This is a genomic window from Microcoleus sp. PH2017_12_PCY_D_A (assembly GCF_020738565.1).
In the GTDB taxonomy this organism is placed as follows: domain Bacteria; phylum Cyanobacteriota; class Cyanobacteriia; order Cyanobacteriales; family Microcoleaceae; genus Microcoleus.
Window position 1 is genome coordinate 35,716 of record NZ_JAEQCI010000040.1, and the last position, 16,178, is coordinate 51,893.

Annotated in this window: 15 protein-coding genes and 1 pseudogene; 5 read left to right on the plus strand and 11 right to left on the minus strand. The window is 46.4% G+C overall.

The genetic code is table 11. The features are described 5' to 3' along the window. Positions 1–3 precede the first annotated feature (3 nt). A complete protein-coding gene (locus JGK39_RS12365; protein ID WP_293296464.1) occupies positions 4–477 on the minus strand; it encodes a hypothetical protein in 474 nt (157 codons plus the stop codon). 140 nt (positions 478–617) lie between these two features. Between JGK39_RS12365 and JGK39_RS12370 the strand changes: the two genes are divergently transcribed. Further along, positions 618–992 (plus strand): VOC family protein, encoded by a 375-nt coding sequence (locus tag JGK39_RS12370; RefSeq protein ID WP_293296465.1) that lies wholly within the window; start codon positions 618–620, stop codon positions 990–992. A gap of 161 nt (positions 993–1,153) precedes the next feature. Here the strand turns inward: JGK39_RS12370 and JGK39_RS12375 are convergent, their stop codons facing one another. From JGK39_RS12375 to JGK39_RS12385, 3 genes are all read right to left on the minus strand, one after another. Next, positions 1,154–1,414 carry a hypothetical protein gene (locus JGK39_RS12375; RefSeq protein WP_366048869.1) on the minus strand — a complete coding sequence of 87 codons (261 nt, stop codon included), beginning with the start codon at positions 1,412–1,414 and terminating at the stop codon, positions 1,154–1,156. A gap of 72 nt (positions 1,415–1,486) precedes the next feature. After that, entirely contained in the window at positions 1,487–2,158 is a 672-nt protein-coding gene (locus tag JGK39_RS12380) for a phosphoribosyltransferase family protein (RefSeq protein WP_293296469.1), read from the minus strand. A 45-nt stretch (positions 2,159–2,203) separates the two neighbouring features. Further along, on the minus strand, positions 2,204–2,368 hold the full coding sequence (locus JGK39_RS12385; protein ID WP_293296471.1) for a hypothetical protein: 165 nt from the start codon (positions 2,366–2,368) through the stop codon (positions 2,204–2,206). A 49-nt stretch (positions 2,369–2,417) separates the two neighbouring features. On the opposite strand from JGK39_RS12385, the gene JGK39_RS12390 reads away from it, so the two are divergent. Together JGK39_RS12390 and JGK39_RS12395 are read left to right on the plus strand one after the other, a co-directional pair. Next, positions 2,418–3,104, plus strand: a complete 687-nt coding sequence (locus JGK39_RS12390; RefSeq protein WP_293296473.1) for a uracil-DNA glycosylase — start codon at positions 2,418–2,420, stop codon at positions 3,102–3,104. Positions 3,105–3,324: 220 nt separating this feature from the next. Continuing rightward, positions 3,325–5,136 (plus strand): bifunctional serine/threonine-protein kinase/formylglycine-generating enzyme family protein, encoded by a 1,812-nt coding sequence (locus JGK39_RS12395; protein ID WP_293191182.1) that lies wholly within the window; start codon positions 3,325–3,327, stop codon positions 5,134–5,136. A gap of 23 nt (positions 5,137–5,159) precedes the next feature. On the opposite strand, the gene JGK39_RS12400 is transcribed toward JGK39_RS12395, so the two are convergent. From JGK39_RS12400 to tyrS, 3 genes are all read right to left on the minus strand, one after another. Continuing rightward, positions 5,160–5,765, minus strand: coding sequence for a hypothetical protein (locus JGK39_RS12400; protein ID WP_293296475.1), 606 nt, complete (start codon positions 5,763–5,765; stop codon positions 5,160–5,162). A gap of 6 nt (positions 5,766–5,771) precedes the next feature. Continuing rightward, on the minus strand, positions 5,772–6,479 hold the full coding sequence (gene pyrF / locus JGK39_RS12405) for an orotidine-5'-phosphate decarboxylase (protein ID WP_293296500.1): 708 nt from the start codon (positions 6,477–6,479) through the stop codon (positions 5,772–5,774). Between the two features lie 351 nt (positions 6,480–6,830). Beyond that, a complete protein-coding gene (gene tyrS, locus JGK39_RS12410) occupies positions 6,831–8,063 on the minus strand; it encodes a tyrosine--tRNA ligase (RefSeq protein ID WP_293251763.1) in 1,233 nt (410 codons plus the stop codon). Positions 8,064–8,375: 312 nt separating this feature from the next. Between tyrS and JGK39_RS12415 the strand changes: the two genes are divergently transcribed. Beyond that, the gene (locus JGK39_RS12415; protein ID WP_293251557.1) at positions 8,376–10,295 is read left to right on the plus strand and encodes a transglycosylase domain-containing protein; all 1,920 of its coding nucleotides are present in this window, start codon (positions 8,376–8,378) and stop codon (positions 10,293–10,295) included. A gap of 13 nt (positions 10,296–10,308) precedes the next feature. Here the strand turns inward: JGK39_RS12415 and JGK39_RS12420 are convergent, their stop codons facing one another. Beyond that, the gene (locus JGK39_RS12420; protein WP_293296477.1) at positions 10,309–11,742 is read right to left on the minus strand and encodes a transposase; all 1,434 of its coding nucleotides are present in this window, start codon (positions 11,740–11,742) and stop codon (positions 10,309–10,311) included. 51 nt (positions 11,743–11,793) lie between these two features. Between JGK39_RS12420 and JGK39_RS12425 the strand changes: the two are divergent. After that, positions 11,794–11,919: pseudogene (locus JGK39_RS12425) on the plus strand (transposase); the annotation flags it as partial. 191 nt (positions 11,920–12,110) lie between these two features. On the opposite strand, the gene JGK39_RS12430 reads toward JGK39_RS12425, so the two are convergent. The 3 genes from JGK39_RS12430 to JGK39_RS12440 all read right to left on the minus strand — a co-directional run bounded on the left by JGK39_RS12430 (position 12,111) and on the right by JGK39_RS12440 (position 15,974). After that, on the minus strand, positions 12,111–12,434 hold the full coding sequence (locus tag JGK39_RS12430) for a DUF1825 family protein (RefSeq protein WP_293176096.1): 324 nt from the start codon (positions 12,432–12,434) through the stop codon (positions 12,111–12,113). Between the two features lie 293 nt (positions 12,435–12,727). Next, complete coding sequence (gene lepB, locus JGK39_RS12435) at positions 12,728–13,345, minus strand: signal peptidase I (protein ID WP_293176094.1); 618 nt, start codon at positions 13,343–13,345, stop codon at positions 12,728–12,730. 151 nt (positions 13,346–13,496) lie between these two features. After that, on the minus strand, positions 13,497–15,974 hold the full coding sequence (locus JGK39_RS12440) for an ATP-dependent Clp protease ATP-binding subunit (protein ID WP_293251561.1): 2,478 nt from the start codon (positions 15,972–15,974) through the stop codon (positions 13,497–13,499). Between the last annotated feature and the right edge of the window lie 204 nt (positions 15,975–16,178).

The window sequence follows — 16,178 nt, forward strand, 5'->3', positions numbered from 1 at the left end:
TGCTTATTTTCCTAACTGATCTTTCCAAGAGTTGGCCCATCGAGGAATCACCGGATCGTTGCCGTTGCGGTAGTCTTCAGCCCATTGTAGCGCCTCTTCCATTTTTTCAATTTCTCTAGCAATCTTTTCTTTAGGCTCCTGAGGAGCGGCAGGCAAAATTGGCAGTCTTCTTTGTAATGATAAAATATATTGACGGCACTTTGTATCGTGGAGAGTTCCTTTTTTTAGGGACATTGGCGGGTTTTCCACTCCACCTTCAAATTGTTCTTTCATTACCATAAAAGCACAACTTCCATCTCCATACTCTGCCTCTTCCCGATATAAATCGTTCATAACCTCTTGAGCATCATCTATCGCCATAGCAACTGCACGCGGGAATCTAGATTCTCGATTTTCAATCAACCTAGAATCTGGGGTTGTTGCACTGACTCTTAGTCTTCTAAGATTCTGGTTCTCTTGATTTCCTTTTGGATTCATCTCACTTAGAAGAGTAAAGGGATTTCAGGGCGAGCAATTGATTATACCAAGAATTGTGCAGTCACTCCCCTTTTAGATCCGAAGTTTTGATATCGCAGCGAATGTTGTATAATATTACTAATTTGTTATAACCCATTTATATGAGTTTCCAATACAGCGCAGCCTTCGTGACTTTAGCAGACCTTGACAAAGAAGTTCTCGTTAAATTTTACACAAAATTTCTCGACCTAGAACCAAACCCTTACATTCCCAATACTTATGCTGAATTTCAACTCCCCGGCCTGAGACTCGGCATATTCAAACCCAAAGATTCCCACAAATCGGAATTTGCAAATCGAGCCAAAACAGGCATGAGTTTGTGTTTGGAAGTCAGCGATATCGAAACTGCGATCGCCCGAATCTGGGCATTAGGTTATCCGCCCGCTGGAGAAATTATCAAAGCCTCGCACGGTTTAGAAATCTATGCCTTCGATCCCGCCGGAAATCGGATAATTTTGCATCAATCGCATCAGTAGATAAGAGTTGGCGATTGAAACCGTCTCTACACAAACGATGTCCGGATGGTGCGCGGACTAAGAAATCAAATTCTACAACAATCCTAAATGATTTCTGAACTCTCTTCTCTTTTCTTCCTTTGCGCCCTTAGCGTCTTCGCGGTTCGTTAAAAAAACATCAACTATCTAATCAATTCAGCAAAACTATAAAAACTGATAATTAACAACAACAAAGCAATCAAATGAGTCAACTGAAATTGAGGCCGCGGCCCGATATATTCCCGCACCAAAATCGAAAAAGACGAACCAATGATATAACTCAAAGACAGCGTTAAATACTGCCACTGCAACGTTACACTCCACAGCCCGAGAAAAATCATCGCCAAAGTCAACATCACCAACTCAACAAACCGAGGCGGATTTTGCTGGCTAGACAGAATCACAGTGTTCAACCAATATTCCCAAGGTCTCATGTTTTAACGATCGAGCTTTTGGATGTAGCCTTCCAGCTTAACCTACGATCGCCATTCAATCTGTCGCTGCAAACACACCAAAGCCTCCGCTGTCTCCACCTGCGGAAACTGGGCGTAAAAGCGGCTGACACTGTAAAAAGGGTGAGGAGTCTCCAGAATAATTAATTTATCGCTCATTTGCGCCAAAAATCCCATCAAATCAGCCGGTGCGACGGGCGCGCAAATCCACAAAGCCATCGGTTGCTGCGACTGCAAAGCCTGCGCCGCCACAGCCACCGTCATCCCCGTCGCAATCCCATCGTCCACTAAAATCGCCAAAGACCCCGCTGCGCTGACATTGGGCCGTCCCGAAGCCAAATCTGCCAACAGAGATTGAGCGCTATTTTCAGCCTGCTGGAGTGCAGATTTTTGCAAGCGTAAATTGGGCTGATTTTGCTTTTGCCAGAGAACATGGCCGTCAGCAGTTGCAGCCCCGATCGCCAATTCCAAATTATCTGGGCGAGTAATTTTCTTGGCGACAACCACATCCAAAGCACAGCCCAAGCGGCGCGCAATCGGTACAGCAACCGGCAAACCCCCGCGCGGCAAGGCGTAAACAATCGGTTTAATAGTATCCTGTGTTGTTAAATTCAACTTGCCGAGCTCGCCTGCAACTGCCTCGGCCAGTTTTTCGCCTGCATCGGCGCGATCGTCAAAAAACGGGTTAGACAACATATTTTTGCCTGTACGAGCTCAACCAAACTATTGGAGATTTGCGAGTCAGAAACCCGGTTTCTTGGCAGATACTTCGCTGCTAAACCAAGATTTCTCCCAGAAACCGGGTTTCTGTGGCGGTACTGTGAGATTTGCGAGTGTTAATTTGAGATTGTGGGATGACAGCAGCGCATAGAAGCATCCAGCCCATCTCAAATCGCCCAGCGCCATCTAAACTATAAACTCTCAGCTCAAAAAAATCTCTCCACTTGGAAAATTTATGTCCAGCGACTTGCAACTCAGCCTTTTTGACAGCAATCAAAGTGCCGCTTTCCAAAACGACTCAATCCCAGCAAATGCCAAAATTCCCATTCCTGCCGGCACCTATCAAAACATGGAACAAATCGGCGAACACTGCAACCGCTGTCACCGCTGCGAATTGGGCAACAGCCGCACTCACGCCGTCATCGGGCGCGGCAATCCTCAAGCCTCTATTTTGATTGTGGGAGAAGCGCCGGGACAAAATGAAGATGAAACAGGATTGCCCTTCGTAGGGCGATCGGGTCAACTGTTAGATAAGATTTTAGAATCCGTAGAATTGAGCACAGAAACCGACGTATTCATAGCCAACGTCATCAAATGTCGCCCTCCCAACAACCGCCCTCCCACAGCAAAAGAAATCGAAGCTTGCAAACCATACTTGCTGGAACAAATTCGCATATTAGACCCCAAAATCATTTTATTAACTGGCGCAACAGCCCTGAAAGGTTTGTTAAGCGACAAGCGACCAATTAGTAAAATCCGAGGTCAATGGATAGAATGGGAAGGACGGCTGTGTATGCCAATTTTCCACCCATCATACTTGTTGCGAAATCCCTCCCGCGAACCGGAGACACCAAAATGGTTTATGTGGCAAGATATGCAGGCAGTAAAAGCAAAATTGGATGAATTTAAAGCAGTAAGTTAAAGAGAGCATGATAAATCTCGCTTTTACCAGAGTCTCGATCCCCCTAAATCCCCCTTAAAAAGGGGAGTAGGGGTTGACTTTGATGTTCACTCTTGTCCCCCCCCTTATTAAGGGGGGCTAGGGGGGATCGAGGGTCTAATCGTCAAACAGTAGCTTGTTGGCAACTGGTATTAAAATAGGTAAATTATGTTAATCTAAAAATATTAAACCAAAAAAAATTATGAGTCAATGCCTTAATCCCGACTGCCTCCATCCCAACCCACCCATCACCCAATTCTGCCAAAAATGCGGAAACAAACTGCTACTCGGAGACAGATACCGTGCAGTAAAATACATTTCCGAAGGAGCTTTCGGCCGTACATTCAAAGCCGTAGACGAACATCGACTCGATACAATTTGTGTAATCAAACAATTTCTCCCGCAACTACAAGGGAATGCCGCCATCCAGAAAGCGACGCAGTTATTCAAACAAGAAGCAGTCAGACTGCGAGATTTAGGCAAACATCCTCAAATCCCCGATCTATTGGCATTTTTTGAACAAAATAAACGCTTCTATCTAGTACAAGAATTTATAGACGGTGAGGATTTATTAAAAGAATTAGAGCAGCAGGGAAAGTTTAGCGAAAAACAAATTAAACAATTACTGAATGAATTGCTACCGATATTAGATTTTGTTCACAACCAAAAGGTAATTCACCGAGACATTAAGCCGGAAAACATCATTAGAAATTCTCACGGTTCTTTAGTATTGATTGACTTTGGAGTTGCCAAGGAATTGAGCGGTAGTGTTTTGACTAAAGTGGGAACTGTAACTGGCACTCCTGGTTATGCGGCACCGGAACAAATGCAAGGTCATGTTTTTCCAGCGAGTGACTTGTACAGTCTTGGTGTAACTTGCATTCGGTTATTAACCGGATGTTTCCTGAAAGAGATAAATGGAATTTTGTTTGATGAACTTTTCGATCCGATGCAAATGCAATGGAACTGGAAAAACAAGACAGTTCATCTCAACAAGGACTTGGCAAAAATTTTAGATAAAATGATACTATTTCCAGTTGGTGCGCGCTATCAATCAGCAGGAGAAGTATTGCAAGCTCTTGATTCAATCTCAGTATTACCCAATCAAATATTAGCACCACTACCGCCAGCAAAACCCGTTCATTCTTCAGCAGCAGCTAATAAAATATCAGCTAAATTTAAACCAAAAGCCTCTTACTTCAAATCCTTTACTGAAGACTTGGAAAATGGCGTGCAGTTAGAAATGATAGGAATTCCCAGTGGAACCTTCACAATGGGTGCGCCAGACATTGAAGCAGAAAGCCAATACAAAGAAAAACCTCAACATCCTGTCACAATTCAACCTTTCCTTTTCGGAAAATATGCGATCGTACAAGCACAGTGGAAAGCCGTTGCTAAATTGCCACAAATTCAATATCATCTCAACCCAGACCCCTCTAAATTCAAAGGCAATAACCTACCAGTAGAAAATGTCTCTTGGTATGAGGCGGTGGAATTTTGTGCTAGGTTATCTAAACATACTGGACGCAATTATCGCTTGCCCACTGAGGCAGAATGGGAATATGCTTGTCGTGCTGGTACGACTGCACCGTTCTATTTTGGTGAAACAATTACTACAGATATTGTTAACTATAACGGTAATTACTCTTACAATAATTCACCAAAAAGTCAGTATCGAGAACAAACTACAGATGCAGGCAGTTTTTCTCCCAATGCTTTTGGTTTATATGATATGCACGGGAACGTCTGGGAGTGGTGCGTTGACCCCTGGCACGGTAGCTATTACGGAGCACCAACTGATGGTAGCGCCTGGGATGAAAAATGTAATGATAATCGCTATCAAAATTCTATTGAATTATTAGTAAAATCTCAAAATAATAAAATAGCAAGGGTGCTGCGCGGGGGGTCGTGGCTTTACCATCCGAGGAATTGCCGTTCTGCTTTTCGCTTTTTCAATACGCCGGAATTTGACTATCATGACTGTGGTTTTCGAGTTGTATGTGTTGGTGTATGAACTTCTCAACCCTTGATACTTTCTCATTTTGCATAACAATCTCGCAACCACAAACGAATCGCCTCAGCAATTGCGCTTTTTTCGTTTTCTGCCGGCGACAACGGACTAACATCCGCCACTGTACCAAACCTAGAAACAATTTTTACTAATTCCCAGCCCTTCTCTGTTTTAGCTAAAAACAGCCAGTGATATTGCTGAATCTCGACTCGCTTTCCCCCGCGATACTGCGTGTCCAAAGTAGTAATAAAAACTTGACTGGCATTTTCGGGAAGTGTTTCTTCAAAATTTAAAGGTAGCGGTTCAAACTCCGGGCGACCTGCTAAGATTATTTGACGCGGTATGTAACCGATCGCCCTAGAATTGTTAGGAGGAAAGTGCGATCGCACAATTACCCGGTTAGCATAACTCGGCAAATCCTGCAACAGGCGATCGACCAAAGTTTCTAAATCAGCGGGACAGGGCGATCGGGCTAACAAACTGTACCCACTTGCGTTTATAGTGCGATTCCCTACGGGACAGCTTCGCTTCACGCCATTTGTGACAAAATTAGCAGCCAAAGTCGGACTTGCGATCGCAGATATTAGCAGATAAACACAGATTAACGCTGAGGAAATTTCATCTGTGTTCATCTGCGCTTATCCAATCTCTTCACAAATCCGCGCAAAAGCCGCCACCGGATCGTCGGAAGCCGTAATCGGCCGCCCAATCACCAAATAATCCGCACCAGCTTTTAAAGCAGCCTTCGGAGTCATCGATCGCTTTTGATCGCCCCCATCGGCCCATTTTGGACGCACCCCCGGACAAACTAACAAAAAATCATCCCCGCAACTCATCCGCAACTGTTCCGCTTCTTGGGGAGAACAAACCGCACCAGCTAAACCTGTTTCCTTAGCTAACAATGCCATGTGCAAAGCATATTCTGGCAACTCTAAAGGTATTTTTAATTCAAAAGCCAACTGTCGCGAATTCAAACTTGTTAACAGCGTAATTGCAATCAATTTAGGAGTCGGTTTCTCAACCGCCGCCGCCCCTTCTACCAAAGCTGACTGTGCCGCTTTCAAAGCATCTTTACCGCAAGTAGAATGGATTGTCAATAAATCTACATTGTACTTGGCAGCAGCACGACAAGCGCCAGCTACAGTATTCGGAATATCGTGAAATTTCAAATCGAGAAAAATCCGTTTTTGCCTCTCTTTCAGAATCTCGATAATTGCTGGCCCGCAGCTAACGAATAATTCTAAACCGACTTTCCAGAATGATACTTCGGGGAGTTTGTCGATCAGGTCGATCGCTCTTTCTTGACTCGGAACATCTAAAGGAACAATAATTTTATCTGTGACCATAGTACCGTTCATAGTAAGGAATGCAAGTCCTTTTTATCTGATTTTATAACCGTTCGTACCGTTCGTACCGTTCGTAGTAAGGACTTCAGTCCTTTCTTAATTTCAAACCTTTCCGCTCGGGACTTCAACTTTTTTCACAGGGATTTTAAGGACTGAAGTCCTCACTACGAAACTGAAGAAGGACTAAAGTCCTCACTACGAACCTGAAGAAGGACTAAAGTCCTCACTACGAACCTGAAGAAGGACTAAAGTCCTCACTACGAACCTGAAGTACGAACCTGAAGAAGGACTGAAGTCCTCACTACGAACCTGAAGAAGGACTGAAGTCCTCACTACGAACTTAAGATGAAATTATACTATTAAGCGGACAAACTTATTTTTGCCCACTTGCAAAACCTTACCGCATAAATCAGCAGGTGATTCAAAGGTAAGGTTAACATCCGAAACTTTATCGCCCTCCAACTTCACGCCGCCGCCTTGCATCAACTTCCGCCCGTCGCCGCTGCTTTTGCAAAGCCCGCTAGCACTCAGAATATAAAACAACTTAGCCGGAAACTCCACGTTTGTTAAAGAAAACTCCGCCACAGCATCAGCTTGTCCCGCAGCACCTTTGATTAGCGCGATCGCATCTTGTTGGGCCCGATCGCCCGCTGCTTTCCCCCAATACTGGCTTACCACATCCACAGCCAAAAGTTTCTGTTTTTCTCGCGGATTTTCTGGCAATTCATCAAGCGGCAAATCTGTCAATAGCTCGAAATACTGCGCGATCGAGCGATCGGCAATTTTCTCCAACTTAGAATACATCGTCAGCGGATCTTCCGACAAAGCTACATAATTATTCAAAGACTTCGACATCTTTTGCACGCCGTCAGTCCCGATCAAAATCGGCATCAGCAAACCAAACTGCGGTTTCATCCCAAAATGCCTCTGCAAATCTCTCCCCACCGCAATATTAAACTTTTGGTCGGTTCCCCCCAACTCCACATCCGCTTCCAAGACTACTGAATCGTAACCCTGCATTACTGGATACAGAAACTCGTGCAGGAAGATCGCATTTTCCTGCTGCATCCTGTTATCAAATCCCTCTTTAGCGAGCATCTGCTGCACCGTCATCGTGCCTAAAAGCTCCAAAATCTTCGCCATGTCCAATTTTGACAGCCACTCGGAGTTGTAGCGAATTTCCAAACGTCCGGGCGTGTCAAAATCTAGAATCGGACGTAGTTGATCTAAATAAGTTTTGGCATTTTCCGCCACTTGTTCGGCACTCAACTGGCTCCGCGCCTCCGATTTTCCAGTCGGATCGCCAATTCTTGCGGTAAAATCTCCGATGACCAGTACCGCCGTGTGACCGGCATCCTGAAAAGCTCTCAGCTTCCGCACGCAAATGCTGTGTCCCAAGTGAATGTCCGCCCCTGTTGGGTCAATTCCCAGTTTGACTCGCAACGGCCGATCGACTTTTGCCAGCAGTTGGGCCAGATTTTCGTCAGGGTTGCTAGAATCAGGTCGATCGGGAAAAATCTCGCTGATGCCACGGTAAATTCCAGAAAAGTTAGGAGAAATCATAAAAGAGCGATCGTCCATCATCATATTTTGCCAAAGTGCAGCAGAATTAGTTACACTCACTGATTGACACATAAACACACAACTATCAAGCTACTATAATCGCAAAGCTGACCGACTTTCATTAGCAAACCCATCCAGAAACGCATACCAGATCCGACAGGATTCGTGGACATCCCACAATTTTAGACTAAGGTTCAAACTCGTAATTTTATCTGTGGAGTAAATCTAAAATCTAAAATCTAAAATCTAAAATCGATCGACTGACAGCCTCCAGCATTGCCATCTAAAATTAAAAGTCTGAAACCCCAAATCGAGTGAGGAAGTGAAATCCACGTGTCAACCAACGCAGTTCGCAAAAATACGGAAAACCCAGCCCCTGTATTCGAGTTTGTTCAGTCAGTCAGCAAAGTGACCGCCGGAACTATACTCAGCATAACAATGCTTGCCAGTTCCGTAGTAGCTGGCGGACTGGTTGGCTTAGCGATCAGCTTCCGCAACTTGCCAGATGTTCGCATCTTGCAAACCTACTCTCCCACGGAAACTACCCACATTTACGACATCAACGGCAGGCCCCTAGCCAGCATCCACGATGAAGCAAACCGGGATGTCGTACCCCTTGACAAAATCTCCCCGAACCTGAAACGGGCCGTTCTGGCGATCGAAGATAGCAACTTCTTCACCCACAAAGGCATCAACCCCGGCGGGATAGCCCGAGCTCTCATAGTCAACCTAGAGAAAGGTAGAACCGTTGAAGGCGGCTCGACTATGACAATGCAGCTAGTCAAGAACTTGTTTCTATCTCCCCAGTCAAAATTCAGCCGCAAGATAGCTGAAGCGGTAATGTCTATCCGCTTGGAGCAAATTCTCAACAAAGACCAAATTCTGCAACTGTACCTGAATCAAATCTATTTAGGTCACAACTTATACGGCGTAGAGACAGCTTCTCGAAGCTATTTCAACAAATCAGCAGAGAATTTGAGCCTTGCGGAAGCAGCGATGCTGGCCGGCTTGATTTCCGCCCCCGAAGAATACAGTCCTTTCGTCAACTACAAGTTGTCAAAAGATCGGCAGGAAATCGTTTTAACCCGGATGAGGGAACTCAAATGGATTACCATAGCTGAAGAAGCAAGCGCCCGAGCGCAAAAAATTAAGCTCGGCAAAATCACTTCTTTTGGCGGCTCTCAAGTTCCTTACGTCACACAAGCCGTAGTTCAGGAGTTGACACGGCGTTTCGGGCGAGATGCCGTCCTCAAGGGTGGAATGCGCGTTCAAACTACGATCGACCTCAAACTACAGCGCATCGCCGAAGAAACCGTCAAAGCGTGGCACGATCGACTTTACTACCAAGGACTTTTTTACGATCGCGACCAAGGTCAAATTGCCCTAGCAGCCGTCGATCCCCGCACCCACTTCGTCAAAGCAATGGTTGGTGGCGTCGATTACCAAAAGAGTGAATTCAACCGCGCCATTCAAGCACGCCGCCAGCCCGGATCTTCCTTTAAGCCCTTCATCTACTACGCTGCCTTTGCTACAGGCAAATACGGCCCCGATTCAGTTGTCTACGACTCCCCCGTCGGCTACCGCGACGGCGACGGCTACTACTACCCTCAAAACTACGGCGGCGGCTTCTCCGGTGCCGTCAGCATCCGCAGAGCTTTGGAAGTATCACTGAACATTCCCGCTGTCAAGCTCGGCCAAGAAGTCGGATTGAATAAAGTAATTGAAATTTGCCGGGTGCTCGGCATCAGAAGTCCCATGGAACCCGTAGTTTCTTTACCCTTGGGTGCAGTTGACCTCACTCCTTTAGAAATGGCCGGAGCTTTTGCTACCTTCGCCAACAACGGCTGGCATTCCGACACCACATTTATCGTGCAAGTCACCGACAGCAGCGGCAACGTCTTGCTAGACAATACCCCCAAACCAAAATTAGTTCTCAACGCCTGGGCTGCGGCATCCGTCAACAGCGCCCTGCAAGGAGTAATTTACAACGGTACTGCCAAGGCTGCCCAAATTGGGAGGCCCGCTGCTGGGAAAACTGGCACAACTTCCTCAGAAAGGGATATCTGGTTTGTGGGTTACGTGCCGCAGTTGTCGGTGGCTGTTTGGATAGGCAACGACGATTACACACCGATGAGCTACGGTGCTACTGGCGGTACAATCGTTGCCCCTGTTTGGCGCGATTTTATGAGCCAAGCTTTGCAGGGCGTTCCTGAAGAAGATTTCAAACCTGCTTCATCTTTTGAACGACCGTGAACGAACCTGACGGTCAACTGAGTACAGTTAGACCGCAGGCTTCTTTTTCCTTTTTTGCAAAGGCTTTTTTGAGTGACGGAGTTCCCCCGCCACTTTGATCGCTCAGACCAATTTTCTTGATAAGTTTGGCTGAATTTTCATCTCGATCCAAAGACTCACCGCACTGACAAGAATGCCATCTTTCCGATAACTCTTTTGGTACTTTATTGAGGCAATTCCAACAATACTGAGAAGTTCCCTTCGGCTCGACAAACAAAAGATTTTTACCCAATTTCCAGGCAACATACTTGAGAACATTAGCAAACTGACCGTGAGCAGCATCAAGCATTGATTTATTCAAGCCGCTTTTGGCAGATTGACCGTTTGGCAAATAAACTAAATTACCATTGTCGATCTCGGTTTTAGTTTTAGCGCGTCTTGTCAAATTCTTGATACTCAAATCTTCAGCCACCAAAACATCGCATTTACGAAACAATTCATGTGCCGTCTTGAATTGAAAATCAAGTCTCGCTCTAGCTACAAATTGATGCAGTCTAGAAATCTTGCTTTTTATAACTTGCCAAGGTTTAGAACCCTTGACTCTACTAGCTAGCTTCGCCTGAAGTTTTGCTAATTTCTCGGCAGATTTCCTCAAGAATCTAGGATTTTCAATTCTTTCGCCATTAGAAAGGTAAGCGTAATTAGTAATTCCCAAGTCAATACCAAGAGTGTTTTCATCAGTCGGTTGAATTTCTGCAACCGGCACGGGAACCGTCTTATCTTCTAGCGTCAGGGAAATATACCACCCGTCCGCTTCTCTAATAACTGTCCCCGTCTTAACCGTTAATCCTGTTGGTATTGGACGATGGAATGCCATCGGTATTTGACCTATTTTGGCAAGGTTAATGCAAATCCTATTTTGCTCATCCTTGGCGATATCTAAATTATCTAATTGAGGATAAGTAAAAGATTTGTAGTAGTGAAATCCTTTAAATCGGGGCTTGCCTCTACGATTGCCATTTTTGTCGGGTGTGGTGAAATTTGAAAAGGAAGTTTCCACTCGGTTAATCACATCCTGCAAAACTTGAGAATTCAAAGTTTTGTAATCAGAAAATAGCTTTTTAGTATTTTTTAGATCGGCTAACTGGATGGTTTGCCACTGCACGTATCCGCCTTCAATATTCGAGAAAACATCACCTTTCCTGGTCAAAGGATTGCCTGATTCATCTTTCTTTCTGCCATCTCTAGTTTGCACTCTAGTCAGAGGAATATTTTGGTAAATTTCCTCAACAGGCACTATGGAAGCAATTAAAGGGCAGGCATTGACAGGCGTTCTTGTGGACTCCCACCATCTGAATCTTTCACTCAATCGGTAGTTGTACTGCCGGCGACAAAGCTCTAGATGAGTCGAAATTGTTGCTAGTTGGGCTTTCGTAGGTTTGAGGCGGTATTTGTACGTCAGTTGCATGAAAACTTCCTTTTTTTCGACCTTCCCACAGTATAGAGTGAATTCCCTGAAAGGGTGAATGAGTTTTATCGTAAAGATGTTTTGTGGAGCAGTTCGTATTTTATTGCTTCTTGCCGAGGTGTTACCGTCTCCATACTTAGGAAGTATATTGAGAATCAAGACTCTCCCAAAGATTGATTTGCGGTAACTGAGTCTAATTGTCGGGCTGGTGTTCCTCCGACCGACGAGCCTTTCATCCCTACGGTAATTTAGTCGGGGTACGGAGCGTAGCAATTGAGATTCATCCCCTCTAAATACACCGAGGGACTTCCCGGCTGCTAGTTAATTATCAGTTGACAGTTGACAGTTGATAGTTGTCAATTGTCAACTTATGATTGCTTTTCCAGTTCAGATTTCATCCGCTCCAGCGTTGAGTTCATTTGCTCAAACATCTGCTGGGGCGTGATGCCAAATTGATTTAGCTGTGTTTTTAACTGCTCTACAGTCATCTGAGCCATGAAGTCTTCAGACAGCTCGAAGCGCTTCATAAAAATACGGTAGCGATCCATCATTGATTCCATCTGAGCGATGAACATCTTCTTGCCTTCGCGATCGAATTTGCCGTAATTCCCGCCTAGTGCGACGAGAGATTGATAGTCTTCAAACAACAGCTTGGCTTCTTGCTGAACAATTTCTGAATCAAAAAATCCCATAGCTTTCCTAATTTTTAATATTGAAGTGATTTTGATCTAGGCGGGAAATCCCGCTGCTTTTGGTACTATTTTATCAGTTGCCGGAGGAACTCTCTACCGCTCAAGGCGCAAAAATCAGTAGAAATTTCCGTACAGGATAAGGCATGGGCATCGGGAATTGGGAATTGGGAATTGCGAAGTCGAGGGATGGGGCATGGGGTCTTTATGGCATTGGGCTTGCAATAACAACTGACAACTGACAACTGACAACTGACAACTGACAACTGTCAACTGTCAACTGTCAACTGACTTCTTCAAACTTGTCCGATACGCTCAAGTGGCCAAAACCTCAATACAGCCCGGCCGATGATATTCTTTTTAGGTAAAAATCCCCACCTGCTAGAGTCGTTACTGTTGTTGCGGTTGTCTCCCATCACGAAGTATTGATTTTCCGGGACGACATAAGGCCCCCACTGGTATTTAGGAGGTTCGGCAATATATTTCTCAACGAGGGGTTTGTCGTTGAGGTAAACTAGACCTTTTTTCACAGCTACTGTTTGACCTGGTAAGCCAATTACCCGCTTGATAAATGCTTGGTCTGCGGTAAAGCCTTGTTCTTGCAACTGTTCCGGCGGCGCAAATACTACGATGTCACCAGTTTTTGGAGGTTCCAGGTAGTAGGATATTTTTTCGACTACGACGCGATCGCCCACGCGCAAAGTTGGTACCATAGAATCTGAGGGTATGAAGCGCGGTTCTGCCACCAACGCTCGAATCACTATTGCTAAAGCCAAAGCAATAATCACTATCTGAAGATTTTCTCGCTGCGATTTCCACGCTTTTTGCCACCACGGGCTTGTGCTGAGCGAAGTCGAAGTATCAGGTAGGTTTTCTGCTACTTCTGTACCAAAATTCTTTTCTTCAGATGTCATTTACTCCTCCTATAATTTTATTGACTCTTATTCATAAAAAAGGCAGAGAATTAAGATTCTCTACCTTTTTTATATGCTGATTTTGAGTTATTTACGATCGCGCAATTTGCGATCTTAAAACTTTACTCGCGATCGCACTTACTCAACGCACTTACTCAGCGCCTTGGGGCAGCAATTCCCGCTTTTGGCCTTGCAGCACCTTAACAACTCCGTCCTCGCCCACATCTACAACAGCGATATCGCCATCTTTGATGCGGCCAGAAAGGATTTCCTCAGCCAAGCTGTCTTCCAACAACCGCATGATCGCGCGGCGCAGGGGCCTGGCTCCGTAGCTGGGGTTATAGCCTTCTTCTACTAGCCGTTCCTTGAATTTTTCGGTCACTTCCAGAGTGATTCCCTGTTCTGTCAAGCGGCCGAACACTTCTTTGAGCATGATAACGGCAATTTCCTTGACTTCTTCCCTGTTCAACTGACGGAAGACGATAATTTCGTCAAGTCGGTTGAGGAATTCTGGGCGGAAGTAGTTCTTCAGTTCTTCGTTAACCAAGGAGCGAATGCGGTTGTAATTAGCATCAGCTTGGTTGTCGCCGAACTCGAAACCGAGGCCGCCGCCACCTTTTTCGATGACTTTAGAACCGATGTTAGAAGTCATAATCAGCAGCGTGTTTTTGAAGTCCACGGTGCGACCTTTGGCATCTGTTAAGCGGCCGTCTTCCAATATTTGCAATAGCATATTGAAGACATCGGGGTGGGCTTTTTCGATTTCGTCAAACAACACGACGGTGTAAGGACGACGACGAACTGCTTCTGTCAGTTGTCCGCCTTCGTTGTAGCCGACATAACCAGGAGGAGAACCGATAAGTTTGGAGACGGTGTGACGTTCCATGTATTCGGACATATCCAACCGAATCATGGCGTCTTCGGAACCGAAGAAGTAGCCGGCTAAGGCTTTCGTCAGTTCGGTTTTGCCGACGCCTGTGGGCCCGGAGAAGATGAAACTGGCGATCGGGCGATTGGGATTTTTCAACCCAACGCGAGCCCGGCGGATGGCGCGGGAAACGGCTTTCACTGCTTCTTCTTGGCCGATCAAACGCTGGTGCAAGGTATCTTCCATGTGCAGCAGCTTTTCGGACTCGGATTCGGTCAATTTGTTGACCGGGACTCCCGTCCAACTTGCCACGATTTGAGCGATGTCTTCTTCCGTAACTACGGGCGAAGGGTCGGTGTCGCCACGGGCCGCCGAGTCGGTTTTTTTGGCTTGGGAAATAGCGCGAATTTCGGCTTTGATCGTCATTTCGCGATCGCGCAATTCACCTGCTTTATCAAAGTCTTGAGAACGCACCGCTTCGTCTTTATCTTTCAGGACTTGGCGGAGTTCTTTATCCAGTTCCTTAGCTGCGGGGGGCAGTTGGGAGTTGATCAGGCGGACTCTGGAACCAGCTTCATCTACCAAGTCAATAGCTTTGTCTGGGAGGAACCGATCGGAGATATATCGGTGAGATAGTTTGGCTGCGGCTTCCAGGGCCGTATCCAAGATTTTCAGCTTGTGGTGCTGTTCGTAGCGTTCCCGCAGGCCGAATAGAATCTCGATCGTCTCGTCAACGGTGGGTTCGCCGACCATCACGGGCTGGAAGCGGCGCTCTAGGGCGGCATCGCGCTCGATGTGCTTGCGGTACTCGTCGAGGGTTGTAGCGCCGATACACTGGAGTTCGCCTCTTGCCAGAGCTGGCTTGAGAATGTTAGCTGCGTCGATCGCCCCTTCCGCCGCACCAGCACCGATCAAAGTGTGTACTTCGTCAATGACCAAAATCACGTTACCGGCCGTGCGGATTTCGTCCATGATTTTTTTGAGGCGCTCTTCAAATTCGCCCCGGTATTTGGTACCGGCGACGAGGAGGCCGATGTCGAGGGTGACGACGCGCTTGTCTTCGAGAATGTCTGGGATATCGTTGTTAGCGATGCGCTGGGCCAGTCCTTCGGCGATCGCAGTTTTACCGACTCCGGGTTCGCCGATGAGTACCGGGTTATTTTTGGTGCGGCGACCGAGGATTTGAATTACCCGTTCGATTTCTTTTTGCCGTCCGACTACGGGGTCAAGCTTACCATCGACAGCCATTTGAGTGAGGTTGGCACCAAATTCGTCCAGGGTTGGGGTTTTGGTGCGAGCACCGCCGCCCGTGGCTGCGACTTCTGCGGTTTCTCCCAGCATCCGAATCACTTGGGTGCGGACTTTCGACAAGTCTACTCCCAGATTTTCCAGAACTCTGGCCGCGACTCCTTCACCTTCGCGAATCAAGCCCAGCAGCAGGTGTTCGGTGCCTATGTAATTGTGTCCGAGTTGGCGAGCTTCTTCGAGGGACAGTTCTAGAACACGCTTCGCCCGCGGGGTGAACGGAATTTCGACTGCTACGAAGCCCGAACCGCGCCCGATGATTTTTTCGACCTCAATCCGAGCATCTTTGAGGTTGACCCCCATTGATTTGAGGACTTTAGCCGCAACTCCGGTCCCTTCCCCTATAAGTCCCAAAAGGATCTGTTCTGTCCCTACGAAGTTGTGACCCAGGCGTCTAGCTTCTTCCTGGGCCAACATGATTACTTTTATTGCTTTTTCTGTGAAGCGTTCAAACATGGTTTATTCCCACCTGCTAAGTGCCCGTTTTGAGGTCACGCTCGCACAACGAGCGTTTTTGTTCGAGTGTTAACTCGTAATGCCAATTCTAGCGCGACACTCCCACCGCGAAAGCCGAACTCGGCTGCGGTTGCAGATTCCAGGCTCATGTTGCAGGGTGGCTTTCAACTGGGAAGACCCAAATGGTGGCTGACCTACAACCTC